We start from the raw sequence: 15,309 nt of genomic DNA on the forward strand, positions 1-15,309 counted from the left end.
CCGGGGCCGGGTTCGCCGCCGGCGACGGAACCGGGGACATCGGCACACCGATCTTGCCGGGCGCAGAGTGCCAGCCGCCCGGAGGAGCCGTCCCCGATGACCAGCACCACGCCCGCCACGACACGGACCGCCGTCCCGGCGCCCCGAAGATCCGCGCCCTCCGCGGGCCGCGCCCTCCGGGCGGACATCCAGGGGCTGCGCGCGGTCGCCGTCGGGCTGGTGGTGCTCTCCCACGCCGGTGTGCCCCTCCTGGCCGGCGGCTACATCGGTGTCGACGTCTTCTTCGTGATCTCCGGCTTCCTCATCACGTCGCTGCTCCTGCGTGAACTCGCCACCACCGGCCGGGTGTCGCTCCGTTCCTTCTACGCCCGCCGGGCACTGCGGCTGCTCCCCGCCTCGTCCCTGGTCATCGCCGTCACGCTCGGAGGGGCGTGGCTGTTCCTGTCGAAGGCCCGGCTCGCCGAGTACGCGGGCGACGCCCTCGCCGGCGCGCTGTACACGGTCAACTTCCGGCTGGCCGCGGCCGGTACGGACTACCTCGCCCGGAACAGCCCGCCGTCGCCGTTCCAGCACGTGTGGTCGCTCGCCGTGGAGGAGCAGTTCTACCTGGTGTGGCCGGTGCTCCTGCTCCTCACGTGGCGGATCGCCCGCGGGCGGCGCGCGGTCGTCGCGGTACCGCTCGCCGCGCTGTGCCTGATCTCGTTCACGGCGGGCGTCCTCGTGACGAACGCCTCGGCGCCCTGGGCGTACTTCGCCACCCCCACCCGAGCCTGGGAACTGGGTGCCGGCGCCCTCCTGGCCCTGGCCGACGCCCGGCTGCGACGACTGCCCGCCCGCCTCGCCGCCCCGCTGTCCTGGCTCGGACTGGCCTGTGTCACGTCGGCGGCGTTCTGGTACGACGACCGGACGCCCTTCCCGGGCCATCACGCCCTCCTGCCGGTGGCGGGCACCGTACTGGTCCTGGCGGGCGGCTGCGTGCCCACCCGGTTCGGCGCGGGACGGCTGCTGGAGCGCCGGCCGCTGGTCCGGCTCGGCGGACTGTCGTACGGCTGGTACCTGTGGCACTGGCCGCTGCTGGTCATCGTGCCGCCGGCGCTGGGCAGCACCGACGGCACGGCCGAAGTGCCCCTGGCGCTCGGGCTGTCGGCGGTGGCGCTGGGCCTGGCCCGGCTCACCCTGCTCCTCGTCGAGAACCCGGTCCGCTTCCACCGGGCCTTCCACGGACGCCCCCGCCGGGCCCTGGCCCTCGGGGCCGCGCTGACCGCGAGCGTCTCGGCACTGTCCCTGACGGCGACGGCGGTCCCGCCGACGATCGAGGTGGGCGGCCCCGCACCCTCCCTGGCGCGGGCCCTGACCGACGCCCCCGACCCGTCGGGCCGCCTCGCCGAACTCCTGACGTCGTCCCCGACCGCGCTGCCGGGCAACCTCGCGCCGCCCCTGACGGAGGTCAAGTCCTCCCGCTCCGCCGTATACCGGGACGGCTGCCACGCCGACTACGCGGCCACCCGACCGCGGCTCTGCGTCTACGGAGACCGCACCTCCTCCCGTACGGTCGTCCTCTTCGGCGACTCCCACGCGGCCCAGTGGTTCCCGGCGTTGCGAAGGCTCGCGGGCGAGCGCGGCTGGCGGCTGGTCTCCCTGACCAAGGCCTCCTGCAAGGTCGCCGACGTGACCGTCGTCCACGGCCACAAGCCGTACACCGCCTGCGACACCTGGCGCTCCCGCGCCGTCCGGACGATCGGCGCCCTGCGGCCCGCCCTCGTGGTCGTCTCCTCCTCCGACGCCGGCGATCCGGCCCACCCCGCCGCCGACCGGGCACGCCAGTGGACCACCGGCTTCGCGCACACCTTCCGCGCCCTCGGGGCCTCCGGCGCCCGGGTCGCCGCCCTGCTCGACACCCCGTGGCCCAAGGCCGACCCGATCGACTGCGCCGCCGGGAACTCGCTGCAACTGCACGCCTGCGCACACCACTTGCCGGAGGCGACCCGGGACGCGACGCGCCACCGTGCCGTCCGCGCCGCCGCGTCCGCCACGGGCGCCGCGGTCGTCGACCCCGCCCCCTGGGTCTGCTCCCCGCGCACCGGCCTGTGCCCCGTGGTCGTCGCCGACACCGCCGTGCACCGTGACGACAGCCACCTCTCGGAGGCGTACGCCGAGGCCCTCACCCCGGTCCTGGCACCGGCGCTTGACCGTCTCGTGGCGGGTCCCTGAGGCCGCGTCGGGGTGGCCCGTGGCGGGCGCGACGACCGCCGGGGACGCCGTGTCACACCGGCCGGCGCGCGGGCTGGTGCCGCCGGAAGTAGTCGACGACCTCCGCGGGCGGTGCGGGCACGTCGACCGGCGTGCCGCCCGAACGGAGGGAGGCCGTCGCGGCGACCGCGGCGGCGACCGCCTCGCGGGCCGCCACCGGAGACGTCTCCGTCGGCCCCCCTGCGGCGGCGAAGCGGAGGAACTCGTCGACCAGCGCCCGGTCCGCGCCGCCGTGATCGCCCTCGGAGGGGGTGGCGACGGGGACGGTGAGGTCGCCGTCGCGCCGGTAGCCGGAGCGGCGCCGGTTCCACACCTGGATCGTCGCGTCGTCGCCGTCGATGCCGTCGCCGAAGTTCTCCAGCCGCCCCTCGTCCCCGACGACGGTGTAGTTGCGCCAGTAGTCCGGCGTGAAGTGGCACTGCTGGTAGCTGGCGAGCACGCCGTTGTCCAGCCGCGTCAGCATCATGCTGATGTCCTCGACGTCGACGACGGGGTTCAGGTCCCGCAACGCGGACGGCGGCCAGACCCCGGCGTCGAACCAGTCGGGCATGCGCCCGCCCGCCGGTGCCGGATCGCCGGCCCCGCGGCGCGGATTGTCGCCGTACACCGACAGGGCGCCCTGCGCCACGACACTCCTGGACCAGCCCCCGGCGAGCCAGTGGATCACGTCGAGGTCATGGGCGCCCTTCTGCAGGAGCAGCCCCGTGGTGTTGGCCCGCTCCGCGTGCCAGTCCTTGAAGTAGAAGTCCCCGCCGTGCCCGACGAAGTGGCGGCACCACACCGCGCGCACCCGGCCTATCGCACCGTCGTCGATCAGCGCGCGCATCCGCCGCAGCACCGGCAGATGACGCAGGTTGTGGCCCACGTACAGGCGGCTGCGGGAGTCGTACGCGGCCCGGAGCAGGGCGTCGCAGTCCTCGACGGTGATCGCCAGGGGCTTCTCCACGAACACCGGGACCCCGGCGGCCAGGAAGAACAGCGCGGGCCGCGTGTGCACGTGGTCCGGGGTGAGCACGAACACGGCGTCCAGGCCGTCGTCGGCCATCTCCTCGTACCGCTCGTGCAGCACCACCTCGGGACCGAACAGGCTCCTGGCGTCGTCCCGGCCCCGCGGGTCCGGATCGGCGCAGGAGACGACCCGGGCGACACCGGGACGGTTGGCCAACGCGGCCATGGGCGCGCGCTGGCCCACCCCGATCACGCCGACGCGCAGTTCCGACATCGTTGTCCGGTCCTCGTGACTCACATGCGGTCCCTTCTCGCTGCCTCGGCGAGCAGTCTATTGACCGTGCGGTCCACCACCCTGCGGTCCACCACCGTGGAGTCCACCAGGAGTTCGGGAGCGCGGACTCAGGAGGAGCGGATCGCGGAGATGTCGAACTGGAGGCGGACCTTCTCGCTCACCATGCTGCCGCCCGCCTCGAGCCGCTGGTTGTAGACCAGGCCCCAGTCCCTGCGGTCGATGGTGGTGGTCCCGTCGAAGCCGGCCCGCTCGTAGCCGAACGGGTCCACGACCGAACCGAGGTAGTCCAGTTGCAGTTCGACGGGGCGCGTCGTGTCCCGGATGGTGAGGTCTCCCGTCATACGGAAGGTCTCCGCCGACTCCTGGACGGCCCGCGTGCTGCGGAAGGTCATCTCCGGGTAGCGGCGCACGTCGAAGAAGTCCTTGCCGACGAGGTGGGCGTCCCGTTGCTCCACGCCCGTGTCGACACTGGCGACGCGCATGACGATCTCGGCCCGGGAACCGGAGGGGTCGGCCCCGTCGAAGTAGAGCCTGCTGTCGTAGTCGGTGAAGGCCCCGCGGACCGTGGTGACCATGGCGTGCCGCACGGAGAACCCGATCCGGCTGTGGGGGCGGTCGATGGTCCAGTGCCCGGTCAGCGCGCGGAGGGCCGGATCGGGCCCGGCCCCCGCTGTCGCGGACCGCACGGCGGGCCGGTCCTGGCCGGCAGCCGTTGTCGGCTCGTCGGTGGCGGTCTGGCGACGGCTGAAGATACCCATGATCGTAGGCCTTTCGAGTTGATCACTTCGTGTTATCACGAAGCCGATCAGCGGCCCACGGCAAGATGTGCGGCCTCGTCCGGGTTCCATGACCCCGGCCGCAAAGCTGCACCGGTTCGACACCGGGCCCCTCGTTTGTGCACGTGGCGGGCTCAACGCAGCCGCCCCAGTGCTTCCCGCAGTCGCCGCGCGTCCCGCAGCCGCTGCTCGTAGGTGGCCCCCAGCGCCAGCAGCACCAGACCGGCGAGGGCCGGAGGCGCCCAACGGGGGAGCGCGCCGACGACCTGGACGAGGTACGGGGCGAGTTCGTGCAGCGTGACCAGCGCGAGCACACCCCCTCCGACGACCAGCGGCGCCTGGAGCCGGTGCCGGGCGCCCGCCAGGGTCACCGCGAGCGCGGCGACGCCGAGCAGCAGGGGCCGCAGCCAGTGCCGGTCGTCCCAGGCCGCGAGCAGACTCGGCACCAGGGTGACGGCCAGCCCCGCGCCGTACGCCGTCCAGGAGGAGACGGCCGTGTCGCGGCGTCGGCGCAGCGCCCCGACGATCAGCGCGGGTCCGGTCACCGGCAGGGTGTAGGCCTCCGGCGTGGTGACGTCCCAGGCGGTCAGGCGCACCCAGGTGGCCAGCAGGAACAGGGCGGCGGCCGCGTATCCGGCCGCCCGCCGCTCCGGACGCAGCGCGGTGCCGGCCGTGAGGGCACCGCAGAGGGAGAGCACCACGGCCAGCATCGGCGGATCCGTCACGGCGAGCGCGAGGGCGAGCAGTCCCGCGGCCGCGCCCGCCACCTCGACCGGCACCGTCGCGCGCGAGCCGCTCGTACGCGAGGCGACCAGGGCGGCGACGGCGGGGACGACGAGAACCAGCAGCGCCGTGACGTGCGGCCGCCAGCCGGCGGACGCCCCGATCGCGCAGGCCAGCGCCGTGGCATGGCCGAGTGCGGCGGGCGCGGCGAAGGGGGCGGCCACCCGGCCGCGGCAGGCGGCACCGAACAGGACCGTCAGGGACACGAGAACACCGATCGTCGCGGACTGGGAGGCCAGCGCGAGGAAGGCCAGGTCGACCGAGGTGACGAGGGCCAGCAAAAGGGCCGTGAGGGTCAGGGGCGACGGCCGGTTCTCGCCCCGGCCGGACCACTCCGCCACGCCCAGCACCGCCACGACCACGACTCCCTGCCCCACCAGACCGGCCGGGTACGGCAGTTGCAGCACCACCGGGACGGTGATGACGGCCGCCCAGCCGAGGACGAGCGCCACCACCCGGGCGGTGGCGCCGCGGGCCGTGTTCCGTCCGGCGACCAGCACCACGGCTGCAACGGCGGCGAGGACGAGCGGCCCGGTGCTCGCGTACGGAGGCCAGGGCACGTCCGTGAACACGGCGTCCCGGATGTCTCCCGGGGCGCCGGACCACGGCCGCGCGCCCTGCGTCATCGGGCCAAGCACGGTCCCGGCGACCAGCGGAACCGACCACAGCACGGCGCAGCACTGGACAGCCGCCGAAGCACGCACCAGTCCCCGACGCAGCGGCCGGGACAGCGGCGTCCGGTCCGCCGCCAGCAGGGCGAGCGCGCAGGCCACACACCCCGGCACGGTCCACTCGCCCGGCAGCGCAGCCCGCAGCACCCCGCCGGCCCCGGCGACCAGACACAGGCCCGCGGCCAGGGCGGCGCCCGTCCCGGCCTCCGGGTCGCGGACCGATCGCCCGGCGACCAGGGCGACCACCGCCGCCACGACCAGGAGCGCCGCCGCCCGGGCCGCCGTGCCCGCGTCGGACGCGCTCCAGCAGAGCCATCCGGCCGACAGGACACCGACGATGCCCATGCCCAGCGCACCGACCACGGCGACCACACGCACCGGCACCGAGGTCGCCCGCAGGGCGACAGCGGTGCCGCCGGCGGCGGTCGCCAGCAGCACGGCCGTGACCGTGAGCGGACCCGCGCCGACGGCGAGCGCCCACAGCAGCAGGGGCAGGTGCGCGGTGGCCACGGCGAGCGGGACGGGATGCCGGAGCCCGGCGCGCAGGCTCCCGGCCGCCGGGCCGCGCTCCGCCGCCGGGGCGGGCGGGGGCACCGCAGCGCCCGCCACCACCCCGTACACGGCCCACACCGCGGCCAGGACGGCGGACCCGGCCGCCGTGTACCCCAGACCGCCCGTGCCGGAGAACGCCACCTCGTGCAGCGCGTAGGCGTCCAGCACGGTCAGGATCGTCCCCAGGGCGGCCACGGCCTCGGCAGTCGACCGCAGCCCGCGCCTCAGCAGCACCACGGGAGCGCCCAGCGCGGCGACGGTCAGCGCGCCGAGTACCAGCGCACGCCCCGCGATCCCCATGTGGCCCCAGCTGACCAGGGTGAAGGCGATCGCCGCGACCGTCAGCAGCACACCCCCGAGCACCAGCAGTACGTTCTGCACGCCCGGCGCGGTGGCCTCAGGCCGCCGGGCGGCGCCGCTCACGCCGGTGCCCGGCCGGCCACCGACCGGCGTGGTGCCGACGCCCTGGGCGGACGGCGGAGCGGCGGCCGCCCGCAAGGTGTGGATCAGCCACTCACGGCGTCGCAGCAGGACCGCGCGGCGCAGGTCGAGTTGCCGCAGCTCGGCGTCCAGCAGCCGCAGCTCCTCGGCCGGGGGCGGAAGGTTCGTCATGCCTCGGAGTGTGGCCCCCGCCACGTTCCGTGACATGAGCGCGGACACTCAGCCCGTACTCATTGACGCGGTTCCCCGCCGGGCGCGTGCCGCCGCGCGGCCGCACTTGCCGGACCGTTCCGCCGTGGCGCAGGGTGGAGGAATGAGCGGTCAGGAGGGCCCCACGCTCATCTCCTCGGTGCAGCGAGCCTTTCGGCTGATGGAAGCCGTGGGCGCCCACGAGAGCGGCGTACCGGCCAAGCAGCTGGCGCGCGAGACGGGGCTGGCCCTGGGCACCACCTACCACCTGCTGCGCACCATGGTGCACGACGGCTACGTGCGCAAACTCGAGGACGGCACGTTCGTCCTCGGGGAGCGGCTGGGCGCACTGCACGCGGGGAGCCGCGACCAGACGGCGCTCAGCAGGGTCCGCCCCACGCTCACGGAACTGCGGGACGGCCTGTCGGCCGCGGCCTACCTGACCCTGTACGAGGACGGCGAGATCCGGGTCGCCGAGATCGTGGACGGCCCCAAAGCACCCCGTGTCGATCTGTGGGTCGGCTTCGAGGAAGCGGGACACGCCACGGCGCTCGGCAAGAGCGTCCTGCGCGAGCTGGACGCCGACGCCCGCGCCGACTACCTCTCCCGCCACGCGCTGAACGACCTCACCCCGCGCACCGTCACCTACCGCGCCGAGCTGCTGCGGCGTCTCGACGCCTCCCCGCCGGGCACGGCCGTCACCGACATCGAGGAGTACCGTCTGGGCACCGCCTGTGTCGCGGTGCCCGTCCGCCGGGGCGACACCATCGGATCGCTCGGCATCTCCGTGGACGTCAACCGCACGACCTGCCTCGACGGCGCGGTGGAGACGCTGCTCGACACCGCGGAACGGGTGTCCCGGGGCCTGTCGCTCACCATCTGAAAACCGGGCTCTTGCGGCACGGGGGCCGTACCGCGTTTCCTGGATGAGGCGGGCAAATCGGACAGGGTTGCAGGGGAGCGAGAAGTGAGCGAGCAGGGCGTCGCGGGACCGGACACGCGGGTCGGGTGCCACGTGGCCAACGGCTGGACCGTCGTCAGGGCGGACCAGGAGATCGACATCGCCTTCGCGCCCCTGGTCCGGGCCGAGGTGGGCCGGCGCCTCGCCGAGGGCCACCGGCACTTCGTGCTCGACCTGTGCGACGCGCCCTTCATCGACTCCATGGGCCTCGGCATGATCGTGGCCGTGACCAAGCGCATCCGGGGCCATCACGGGTCGCTGCGGATCGCCTGTTCCGACCACCGGCTCCTGAACGTCTTCACCCTCGGCGGCCTGGGGGCGGTCTACTCCTTCCACGACTCCGTGGAGCAGGCGGTCGCGCGGCCGCCCCGTGCGGAGGGGCTCGCCGACTGGCCCGCCGTGCGAGGCTGACGCGGCCGGCACCCCGCCCGTGTTTGCGACCCGCCGAGGCGGTTCACTTGAACCGGAAGCACGTCGGCCGGACGCCGGAAGCCGCCCGGTCTCCCGGAGTCCCCGGTCGCTGCGGAAAGGCGGGTCATGGCTGTACGGGTCGCGTACCGGAGGATCTACGACGATCCCACACCGCAGGACGGCAAGCGGGTGCTCGTCGACCGCCTGTGGCCCCGCGGCGTGAGCAAGGAGAAGGCCGGTCTGGACGAGTGGCTGCGCGACGTCGCCCCGTCGGCCGATCTGCGCCGCTGGTACCACCACGACCCCCAGCGCTACGAGGAGTTCCGGCGCCGCTACCACGCCGAACTGGAGGACTCCGACCACCAGGACCCCCTGCGGCGGCTGCGGGACCTGTCGGCGCACGCCAAGGTCACCCTGCTGACGGCGACCAAGGACGTGGACCACAGCGGGGCCGCCGCCCTGGCCGAGTGGCTGGACGGGGCCTGACGGGAGCCCGCGCCCACCCGCCCGCGAGGCCATCGCCCCGCCGGGCGCCGGCCCCCAGGACGGGTGATCTCACCGCACCGCTGTCGCCCCCTGCGCGGCCTCCGCCGCCCCCGGCCCGGTCATCGCGTCGAGCGCCTGGAGGATCCCCTCGACGCTCTGCCTGGCGTCGCCGAAGAGCATGCTGCTGTTCTCCCGGAAGAACAACGGATTCTGCACGCCCGCGTAGCCGGAGGCCATCGAGCGCTTGAAGACGACGACCTGCTCCGCCTCCCACACCCGCAGCACGGGCATGCCCGCGATCGGACTGGCGGGGTCCTCGGTCGCCGAGGGATTGACCGTGTCGTTCGCACCGATGACCAGCACGACCGACGTGCCGGCGAAGTCGTCGTTGATCTCGTCCATCTCCAGCACGATGTCGTACGGCACCTTCGCCTCGGCGAGGAGCACGTTCATGTGCCCGGGCAGCCGCCCGGCGACCGGGTGGACGCCGAAGCGCACCTCGGTCCCGCGCTCGCGCAGCCGTCGCGTCAGCTCCGCGACCGGGTGCTGTGCCTGCGCCACGGCCATGCCGTAGCCGGGGGTGATCACCACGGACCGGGCCCGCGCGAGCAGTTCGGCCGCCTCGTGCGCCCGTACCTCGCGGTGCTCGCCCTGCTCCTCGTCGCCGCCCGGCGGGGCCTCGATGCCGAAGCCGCCGGCGATGACGGAGAGGAAGGAACGGTTCATGGCCTGGCACATGATGTAGCTCAGATACGCACCGGAGGACCCGACCAGCGCCCCGGTGACGATGAGCAGGTTGTTGTCCAGCAGGAACCCGGCGGCCGCCGCGGCCCAGCCGGAGTAGCTGTTGAGCATCGAGACGACGACGGGCATGTCGCCGCCGCCGATGGAGGCCACCAGGTGCCAGCCCAGGGCGAGCGCCAGGACCGTGACCGCCACCATCAGCGGGAGGTTCGGACTGAGCGTGAACCAGACCGTCAGCACCGCGAACACGCCCAGCGCCCCCAGGTTGAGGGCGTTCTTCCCGGGCAGCATCAGGGGCCGGGACCTGATCCGCGCGGACAGCTTCAGATACGCGACCACGGAACCGGTGAAGGTGACCGCGCCGATGAAGACGCCGATGAACACCTCGGCGTGGTGGATGCCGACGAGGTCGGCGGCGATCCGGCCCGTCGAGCCGTGGGCCTCGACCTCGAGGTAGCTGTTCCAGCCGACCAGGACGGCCGCGAGACCGACGAAGCTGTGCAGCACCGCGATCAGCTCGGGCATCTGCGTCATCTCCACGCGCCGCGCCCGCCACAGTCCCAACGCGGCGCCGATCACCGTGGCGAGCAGGATCAACGCGACCGGACCGGCGGAGACGCTCCGCGCCGCGACCACGACGGTGGCGGCCAGGGCGAGTGCCATGCCGGCGATGCCGTAGACGACGCCGGCGCGTGACGTGCGGTGCCGGGACAGACCGGCCAGGCTGAGGACGAACAGCAGGGCCGCGACCAGGTCGGCGGCGCGGGAGGCGGTCATGGACGTCATCGGGACCCGCCTCTCGAGAACATGGACAGCATGCGGCGGGTGACGGCGAACCCTCCGAAGATGTTCACGCTCGTCAGCAGGATCGCCACGAAGGACAGCGCGGTGACGAGCGCGTTCTCGTGCCCGATCTGAAGGAGCGCACCGATCACCACGATCCCCGAGATGGCGTTGGTCACCGACATCAGCGGGGTGTGCAGGGAGTGGTGGACCTTGCCGATGACGTAGTAGCCGATGACCACCGCCAGCGCGAACACCGTGAAGTTCTCCGCCAACTGGGCCGGGGCGAAGGCGACCAGCAGGAAGACCGCCGCCATGCCGAGGCCGATCAGTACGGAACGTCCCGCCGGGGTGAGCCGGGGCTTCGCGCTCACCCCGGCGGCGGGGGGCGCCGCCGGTGCGGTGGCGGGCGGGGCCGCCGACACGGGAACCGGTGGGGGAGGCCAGGTGACCGTGCCCGCCCGGACCACGGTCACGGTCCGCTGCACCACGTCGTCGAAGTCGATGAGGATCCGGCCGTCCTCGCCGGGGGTGAGGAGCCGGAGCAGGTTGACCAGATTGGTGCCGAAGAGCTGCGACGCCTGGGCGGGCAGCCGGGACGCCAGGTCCGTGTAGCCGATGAGGGTCACACCGTTGTCGGTCACCACGCTCCGGCCCGCGACGGTCCCCTCGACGTTGCCGCCCTGGGCGGCGGCCATGTCGACGACGACACTGCCGGGCCGCATCGCCGCCACGTCGTCGGCGGTCAGCAGCCGCGGTGCCGGACGCCCGGGTATCAGCGCGGTGGTGACGACGACGTCCACGTCGCGGGCCTGCTCGTGGTAGAGCGCGGCCGCGGCCCGGTCGTAGTCGGCCGACGTCGCCCTGGCGTAGCCGTCGGCGCTCTCCTCCTGGACCACGTTCACCGCGAGGTACTCACCGCCCAGCGACCGCACCTGGTCGGCGACTTCGGGGCGGGGGTCGGTGGCGCGGACGATCGCGCCCAGACTGGACGCGGCCCCGATGGCGGCGAGCCCGGCGACACCGGCCCCGGCGACGAGTACCTTCGCCGGCGGCACCTTGCCCGCCGCGGTGACCTGCCCGGTGAAGAAGCGTCCGAAGGCGTGCGCGGCCTCGATCACCGCCCGGTACCCGGCGATGTTCGCCATGGAGCTGAGCACGTCCATCGACTGGGCCCGCGAGATCCGCGGCACCGCGTCCAGGGCGAGCACGGTGACGCCACGTGCGGCCAGCGCCTCCAGCAACTCGGGCCGCTGCGCGGGCGCGACGAGCGCCACCAGCGTCGTCCCGGCGCGCAGTTCGGCGATCTCCTCGTCGGTCGGCGCGTTGACCTTCAGTACGACATCCGCTGCCCAGGCCCCGCCGACGCTCGCCCCCGCCTCGGAGTAGGCCTCGTCGCCGAAGCCGGAGGCGGCGCCGGCCCCCGGCTCGACGACGACCTCGTAACCGAGGCCGAGCAGCAGGCGCACCGTCGAGGGCGTCGCGGCGACGCGGGTCTCCCCGGGCAGGGACTCGGCGACGACGCCGACGCGTTGCGGTGGTTGGTGAGCGGCTTGGTGTCCAGTCATGTCCAGTCTCTCGTCGAGGCGTTGTTGCCCGGTTCCGTACCCAGACGAGAGCGGCGGGCACCGGAAACGCCTCAGGCGAGTCTGGCGGCCACGGCGTCGAGGACCCACTCCAGTCCGGTCGCGAAGGACTCCTCGGCGTCCACGTGCGTGCCGTCGTACACGGCCTTCGCCAGCGCCGGAAAGCGGCCCGTGGCCAGCATGCGCGTCACGTGCGGACCGCGCGCCCGCTGCCACTCGCTCTTGGACAGGCCGGTGGCGCGCTCGGCCCGCAGATCCGTGACCTCGCGCCTGATCGCGCCGGTGAAGTAGGCGCTGACCGTTTCCACGGCGCGCATGACGGTGTCGATGTCGGCGAGTCCGTCGAGGGCGGCCAGCGTGGACTCGGACACGGCCAGGCCGTTCGGGCCGAGCGCGGGGCGGCCGCCGAGCAGGTCGGCCAGCCATTCGTGGCGGAGCGCCGACCGCCTGGTGCGGTGGGCGAGGACGCGCAGCGCCTCCCGCCAGTCGGCGGGCTGTTCCCCGGGGAGGATCTCGGCGTAGACCGCGTCCACCATGAGGTCGAACAGTTCGTCCTTGGTCGAGATGTATCCGTACAGCCGCATCGGACCGGCGTCCAGCCGGGCGGCGACCTTGCGCAGGGAGACCGCGGTCAGGCCGCCCTCGTCGGCGAGCGCGACGGCGGCGGCGACGATCCGCTCCCGGTCGAGCGGAACGGGGCGATTCGGCGGCTCGGGCCGGTCCCACACAGTCATGATCACACCGTACTGACCGCGCCGAACCGTTGCGATGCGTCGTACGGTGGAAATACAGTGTATCGACATGAGACATCGTATCGCCGTGGTCGGCGGCGGCCCCGCCGGGCTGGCCTTCGCCCGCGTCCTGCACCGGCACGGCCACCCCGTCACCGTCCTCGAACGCGATCCTGCCCCCGACGCCCGACCGCCGGGCGGCTCGCTGGACCTGCACGAAGGGCTCGGCCAGCTCGCGCTGGCCAAGGCGGGGCTGCTGGCGGAGTTCCAGGCACTGTCCCGTCCGGAGGGCCAGGCCATGCGCATCCTGGACACCGACGGGACCGTCCTGCGCGACTGGCGGCCGGGTCCGGACGACCGGGCCAACCCCGAGATCGACCGCGGCCAGCTCCGCGACCTGCTGCTCGGCCCGCTGGACGTCCGCTGGGGCGAGGACGTGACGAGGGTGGAGCCGGTACCGCGGGGCGGAGTGCGGGTCCACTTCGCGGACGGACGGCAGGAGTCGTTCGACCTCGTGGTCGGTGCGGACGGCGCCTGGTCGCGGACCCGCCCGGCGGTCTCGGCCGTGACGCCGCACTACACGGGCGTCACCGCGGTCGAGACCTCCCTGGACGACGTCGACACCCGCCATCCCGGCCTCGCCCGGCTGACCGGCGACGGCTCCGTGGCCGTGTACGGGGCGAACCGGGCGCTCGTCGCCCAGCGCGGCAGCGGGGGCCACGTCAAGGTGTACGCCCAGTTCCGTGCGCCGCTCGACCGGCACGCGGAACTGGACGGCGCCGACGCCGGGGCCGTGCGGTCGAGTCTGCTGGCCCTGTTCGACGGCTGGGCCGCTCCCGTCCTCGACCTCCTCCGCCACGGCACGGCTTTCGTCCGCCGACCCCTCTACGCCCTGCCCGTGTCGCACACCTGGACCCACGTCCCCGGCGTGACGCTCCTGGGCGACGCCGCCCATCTGATGCCGCCGCTGGGGGCGGGCGCGAACCTCGCCCTGCTGGAGGGCGCCGAACTCGCCGAGGCCGTCGCCGCCGGCACCGACGACCTGGACGAGACCGTCCGCGCCTTCGAGGAGCGGATGTGGGCACGGGCCGGCAGGTGGGCGAGGTTCACGACGGCAGGGCTGGACCGCCTCGTGAGCCCGGACCCCGCGGAGGCCCTCGCCCTCTTCGACCAGGTCCAGCCCTCCGGGTGAGCAGCGGCCCGCGCCGCTCACCCGGTCCCGTCAGCCGGCGCCGAACCAGCGGGACAGGTGGGCGTCCAGGTCCCGCTGGTCGTCGCCCACCCAGGCGACATGGCCGTCGGGGCGCAGCAGGACGCACGGAACGTCCAGCGCGGCCGTCGGGTCGGCGAGGTGATCGACCCGGTCCGACCAGCCGCCCGCGGTCAGGCGTCCGGTGCGGTCCAGCAGCAGACCGCGACCCCGGTGCAACCGGGCGTAGAGACCGCCCTGAGCCAGGTCGACGTCCCGCAGGCGGCGGCCGAGCAGTTGGTGGCCCGGACCGAAGTCGTAGCGGATGCCGGTGGCGGTGATCTTCTCGGTGAGGCGGCGGTTCACCTCGCCGATGTCCATCAGTTCGGTGAGGAGCCTGCGCACGGCCCGCGGGCCGGGTTCGGTGGAGTGCAGTTCCATCTGGGCCCGGGTGTTGTCCAGGACGTCCTCGGCGACCGGCCGGCGTTCGGTCTCGTAGGTGTCCAGCAGGGTGTCCGGCGCCCAGCCGCGGATCCGCGCGGCGAGTTTCCAGCCGAGGTTGAAGGCGTCCTGGACACCCAGGTTGAGGCCCTGTCCGCCGGTGGGCGGATGGATGTGCGCCGCGTCGCCGGCCAGCAGTACCCGCCCGGTCCGGTAGCGCTCGGCCAGCCGGGTGGCGTCCCCGAAGCGGGACAACCAGCGCGGGGAGTGCACGCCGAAGTCGGTTCCGGCGACGGCGCGCAGCTGTTCCCTGAAGTCGTCCAGCGTGGGCGCCGCCGTACGGTCGCCGACCCCGGCGGCGGGGACCACGACGCTGTACACCTCCGTACCGAAGGGCCGCAGCCAGAACCGGTGCCGGGCCCCGCCGACCCGGGCCACCCTGGCGGCGACCTCCTTCGGCGGCATGCCCACTTCCATCTCGCCCATCAGCGTCTCGTTGCGCGAGGGCTCGCCGGGAAAGCCGACGCCCAGCAGTTTGCGCACGGTGCTGCGCCCGCCGTCACAGCCGACGAGGTAGCGCGAACGCAGCCGTTCCCCGCCGGCCAGCTCCACGGTCACACCCGCGTCGTCCTGCTCGAAACCGGCTACCGCAGCACCGTGCCGCACCCGCGCGCCCAGGGCGACCGCGTGCTCTTCCAGGAGCCGGACCACGACCGGCTGCGGAATGCCCAGCAGATAGGCGTACTCGGAGTCCAGACCCTCGGGCTCCGGCCCCGGGAGGGCGGCGAAGAGCCCACCGAGCGGGCGCCGCCTGCCGTGCCGGAGCAGACGGTCGAGGAGCCCGCGCATGGCCATCAGCTCGATGCTGCGCATGTGCAGAGCGACGATGCGGACGTACGACGCGGGCTCGGTGTCCCGCTCCAGAACGAGTACCCGCACATCGTGCAGCCGCAGCTCGGCGGCCAGGGTCGCGCCGGTCGGTCCGCACCCGGCGATGATCACGTCGAAGTCGTGCAGGGCCGTTCCGTCGGACGACGGCTCGGCGGTGAACTGCCCAGAGTTCATGGGTGTT

Annotated in this window: 12 protein-coding genes; 5 read left to right on the forward strand and 7 right to left on the reverse strand. The window is 73.8% G+C overall.

Features of this window, described 5'->3' with window-relative positions; translation table 11 throughout:
- Nucleotides 1-96 precede the first annotated feature (96 nt).
- Nucleotides 97-2,211 (forward strand): acyltransferase family protein, encoded by a 2,115-nt coding sequence (locus Sco07f_RS31780; protein WP_108989830.1) that lies wholly within the window; start codon nucleotides 97-99, stop codon nucleotides 2,209-2,211.
- A gap of 52 nt (nucleotides 2,212-2,263) precedes the next feature.
- Here Sco07f_RS31780 and Sco07f_RS31785 read toward each other — a convergent pair whose 3' ends face one another.
- From Sco07f_RS31785 to Sco07f_RS31795, 3 genes are all read right to left on the reverse strand, one after another.
- Nucleotides 2,264-3,472: a Gfo/Idh/MocA family protein gene (locus Sco07f_RS31785; RefSeq protein WP_087792527.1), complete on the reverse strand. Its 1,209-nt coding sequence runs from the start codon at nucleotides 3,470-3,472 to the stop codon at nucleotides 2,264-2,266.
- A 128-nt stretch (nucleotides 3,473-3,600) separates the two neighbouring features.
- Nucleotides 3,601-4,251 carry a YceI family protein gene (locus tag Sco07f_RS31790; RefSeq protein ID WP_108989831.1) on the reverse strand — a complete coding sequence of 217 codons (651 nt, stop codon included), beginning with the start codon at nucleotides 4,249-4,251 and terminating at the stop codon, nucleotides 3,601-3,603.
- Between the two features lie 152 nt (nucleotides 4,252-4,403).
- Nucleotides 4,404-6,887, reverse strand: a complete 2,484-nt coding sequence (locus Sco07f_RS31795; protein ID WP_108989832.1) for an SCO7613 C-terminal domain-containing membrane protein — start codon at nucleotides 6,885-6,887, stop codon at nucleotides 4,404-4,406.
- 142 nt (nucleotides 6,888-7,029) lie between these two features.
- On the opposite strand from Sco07f_RS31795, the gene Sco07f_RS31800 reads away from it, so the two are divergent.
- From Sco07f_RS31800 to Sco07f_RS31810, 3 genes are all read left to right on the forward strand, one after another.
- Nucleotides 7,030-7,788 carry an IclR family transcriptional regulator gene (locus Sco07f_RS31800; RefSeq protein ID WP_108989833.1) on the forward strand — a complete coding sequence of 253 codons (759 nt, stop codon included), beginning with the start codon at nucleotides 7,030-7,032 and terminating at the stop codon, nucleotides 7,786-7,788.
- 84 nt (nucleotides 7,789-7,872) lie between these two features.
- Nucleotides 7,873-8,277: an STAS domain-containing protein gene (locus tag Sco07f_RS31805; protein ID WP_108989834.1), complete on the forward strand. Its 405-nt coding sequence runs from the start codon at nucleotides 7,873-7,875 to the stop codon at nucleotides 8,275-8,277.
- Between the two features lie 126 nt (nucleotides 8,278-8,403).
- On the forward strand, nucleotides 8,404-8,763 hold the full coding sequence (locus Sco07f_RS31810) for a DUF488 domain-containing protein (protein ID WP_108989835.1): 360 nt from the start codon (nucleotides 8,404-8,406) through the stop codon (nucleotides 8,761-8,763).
- A 69-nt stretch (nucleotides 8,764-8,832) separates the two neighbouring features.
- Here Sco07f_RS31810 and pntB read toward each other — a convergent pair whose 3' ends face one another.
- The 3 genes from pntB to Sco07f_RS31825 form a co-directional block, all read right to left on the reverse strand.
- The gene (gene pntB / locus Sco07f_RS31815; RefSeq protein WP_167468281.1) at nucleotides 8,833-10,293 is read right to left on the reverse strand and encodes a Re/Si-specific NAD(P)(+) transhydrogenase subunit beta; all 1,461 of its coding nucleotides are present in this window, start codon (nucleotides 10,291-10,293) and stop codon (nucleotides 8,833-8,835) included.
- Nucleotides 10,290-11,858 (reverse strand): Re/Si-specific NAD(P)(+) transhydrogenase subunit alpha, encoded by a 1,569-nt coding sequence (locus tag Sco07f_RS31820; protein WP_108989836.1) that lies wholly within the window; start codon nucleotides 11,856-11,858, stop codon nucleotides 10,290-10,292. Before Sco07f_RS31820 ends, pntB begins: the two co-directional genes overlap by 4 nt.
- A 71-nt stretch (nucleotides 11,859-11,929) precedes the next feature.
- Nucleotides 11,930-12,610, reverse strand: coding sequence for a TetR/AcrR family transcriptional regulator (locus tag Sco07f_RS31825; RefSeq protein WP_108989837.1), 681 nt, complete (start codon nucleotides 12,608-12,610; stop codon nucleotides 11,930-11,932).
- Between the two features lie 67 nt (nucleotides 12,611-12,677).
- On the opposite strand from Sco07f_RS31825, the gene Sco07f_RS31830 reads away from it, so the two are divergent.
- Nucleotides 12,678-13,799: an FAD-dependent oxidoreductase gene (locus Sco07f_RS31830; RefSeq protein ID WP_108989838.1), complete on the forward strand. Its 1,122-nt coding sequence runs from the start codon at nucleotides 12,678-12,680 to the stop codon at nucleotides 13,797-13,799.
- Between the two features lie 30 nt (nucleotides 13,800-13,829).
- Here the strand turns inward: Sco07f_RS31830 and Sco07f_RS31835 are convergent, their stop codons facing one another.
- Nucleotides 13,830-15,302 (reverse strand): FAD-dependent monooxygenase, encoded by a 1,473-nt coding sequence (locus Sco07f_RS31835; RefSeq protein ID WP_108989839.1) that lies wholly within the window; start codon nucleotides 15,300-15,302, stop codon nucleotides 13,830-13,832.
- Between the last annotated feature and the right edge of the window lie 7 nt (nucleotides 15,303-15,309).

This window comes from Streptomyces coelicoflavus (genome assembly GCF_003112555.1).
GTDB classification, from domain to species: domain Bacteria; phylum Actinomycetota; class Actinomycetes; order Streptomycetales; family Streptomycetaceae; genus Streptomyces; species Streptomyces coelicoflavus.

Excerpts from the sequence above, each read along its gene's own strand:
- Sco07f_RS31790 (WP_108989831.1), bottom strand. The coding sequence starts at position 4,251 with ATGGGTATCTTCAGCCGTCGCCAGACCGCCACCGACGAGCCGACAACG.
- Sco07f_RS31795 (WP_108989832.1), bottom strand. The coding sequence starts at position 6,887 with ATGACGAACCTTCCGCCCCCGGCCGAGGAGCTGCGGCTGCTGGACGCC.
- Sco07f_RS31835 (WP_108989839.1), bottom strand. The coding sequence starts at position 15,302 with ATGAACTCTGGGCAGTTCACCGCCGAGCCGTCGTCCGACGGAACGGCC.
- Sco07f_RS31820 (WP_108989836.1), bottom strand. The coding sequence starts at position 11,858 with ATGACTGGACACCAAGCCGCTCACCAACCACCGCAACGCGTCGGCGTC.
- Sco07f_RS31785 (WP_087792527.1), bottom strand. The coding sequence starts at position 3,472 with ATGTCGGAACTGCGCGTCGGCGTGATCGGGGTGGGCCAGCGCGCGCCC.
- Sco07f_RS31780 (WP_108989830.1), top strand. The coding sequence starts at position 97 with ATGACCAGCACCACGCCCGCCACGACACGGACCGCCGTCCCGGCGCCC.
- pntB (WP_167468281.1), bottom strand. The coding sequence starts at position 10,293 with ATGACGTCCATGACCGCCTCCCGCGCCGCCGACCTGGTCGCGGCCCTG.
- Sco07f_RS31825 (WP_108989837.1), bottom strand. The coding sequence starts at position 12,610 with ATGACTGTGTGGGACCGGCCCGAGCCGCCGAATCGCCCCGTTCCGCTC.
- Sco07f_RS31810 (WP_108989835.1), top strand. The coding sequence starts at position 8,404 with ATGGCTGTACGGGTCGCGTACCGGAGGATCTACGACGATCCCACACCG.
- Sco07f_RS31800 (WP_108989833.1), top strand. The coding sequence starts at position 7,030 with ATGAGCGGTCAGGAGGGCCCCACGCTCATCTCCTCGGTGCAGCGAGCC.
- Sco07f_RS31830 (WP_108989838.1), top strand. The coding sequence starts at position 12,678 with ATGAGACATCGTATCGCCGTGGTCGGCGGCGGCCCCGCCGGGCTGGCC.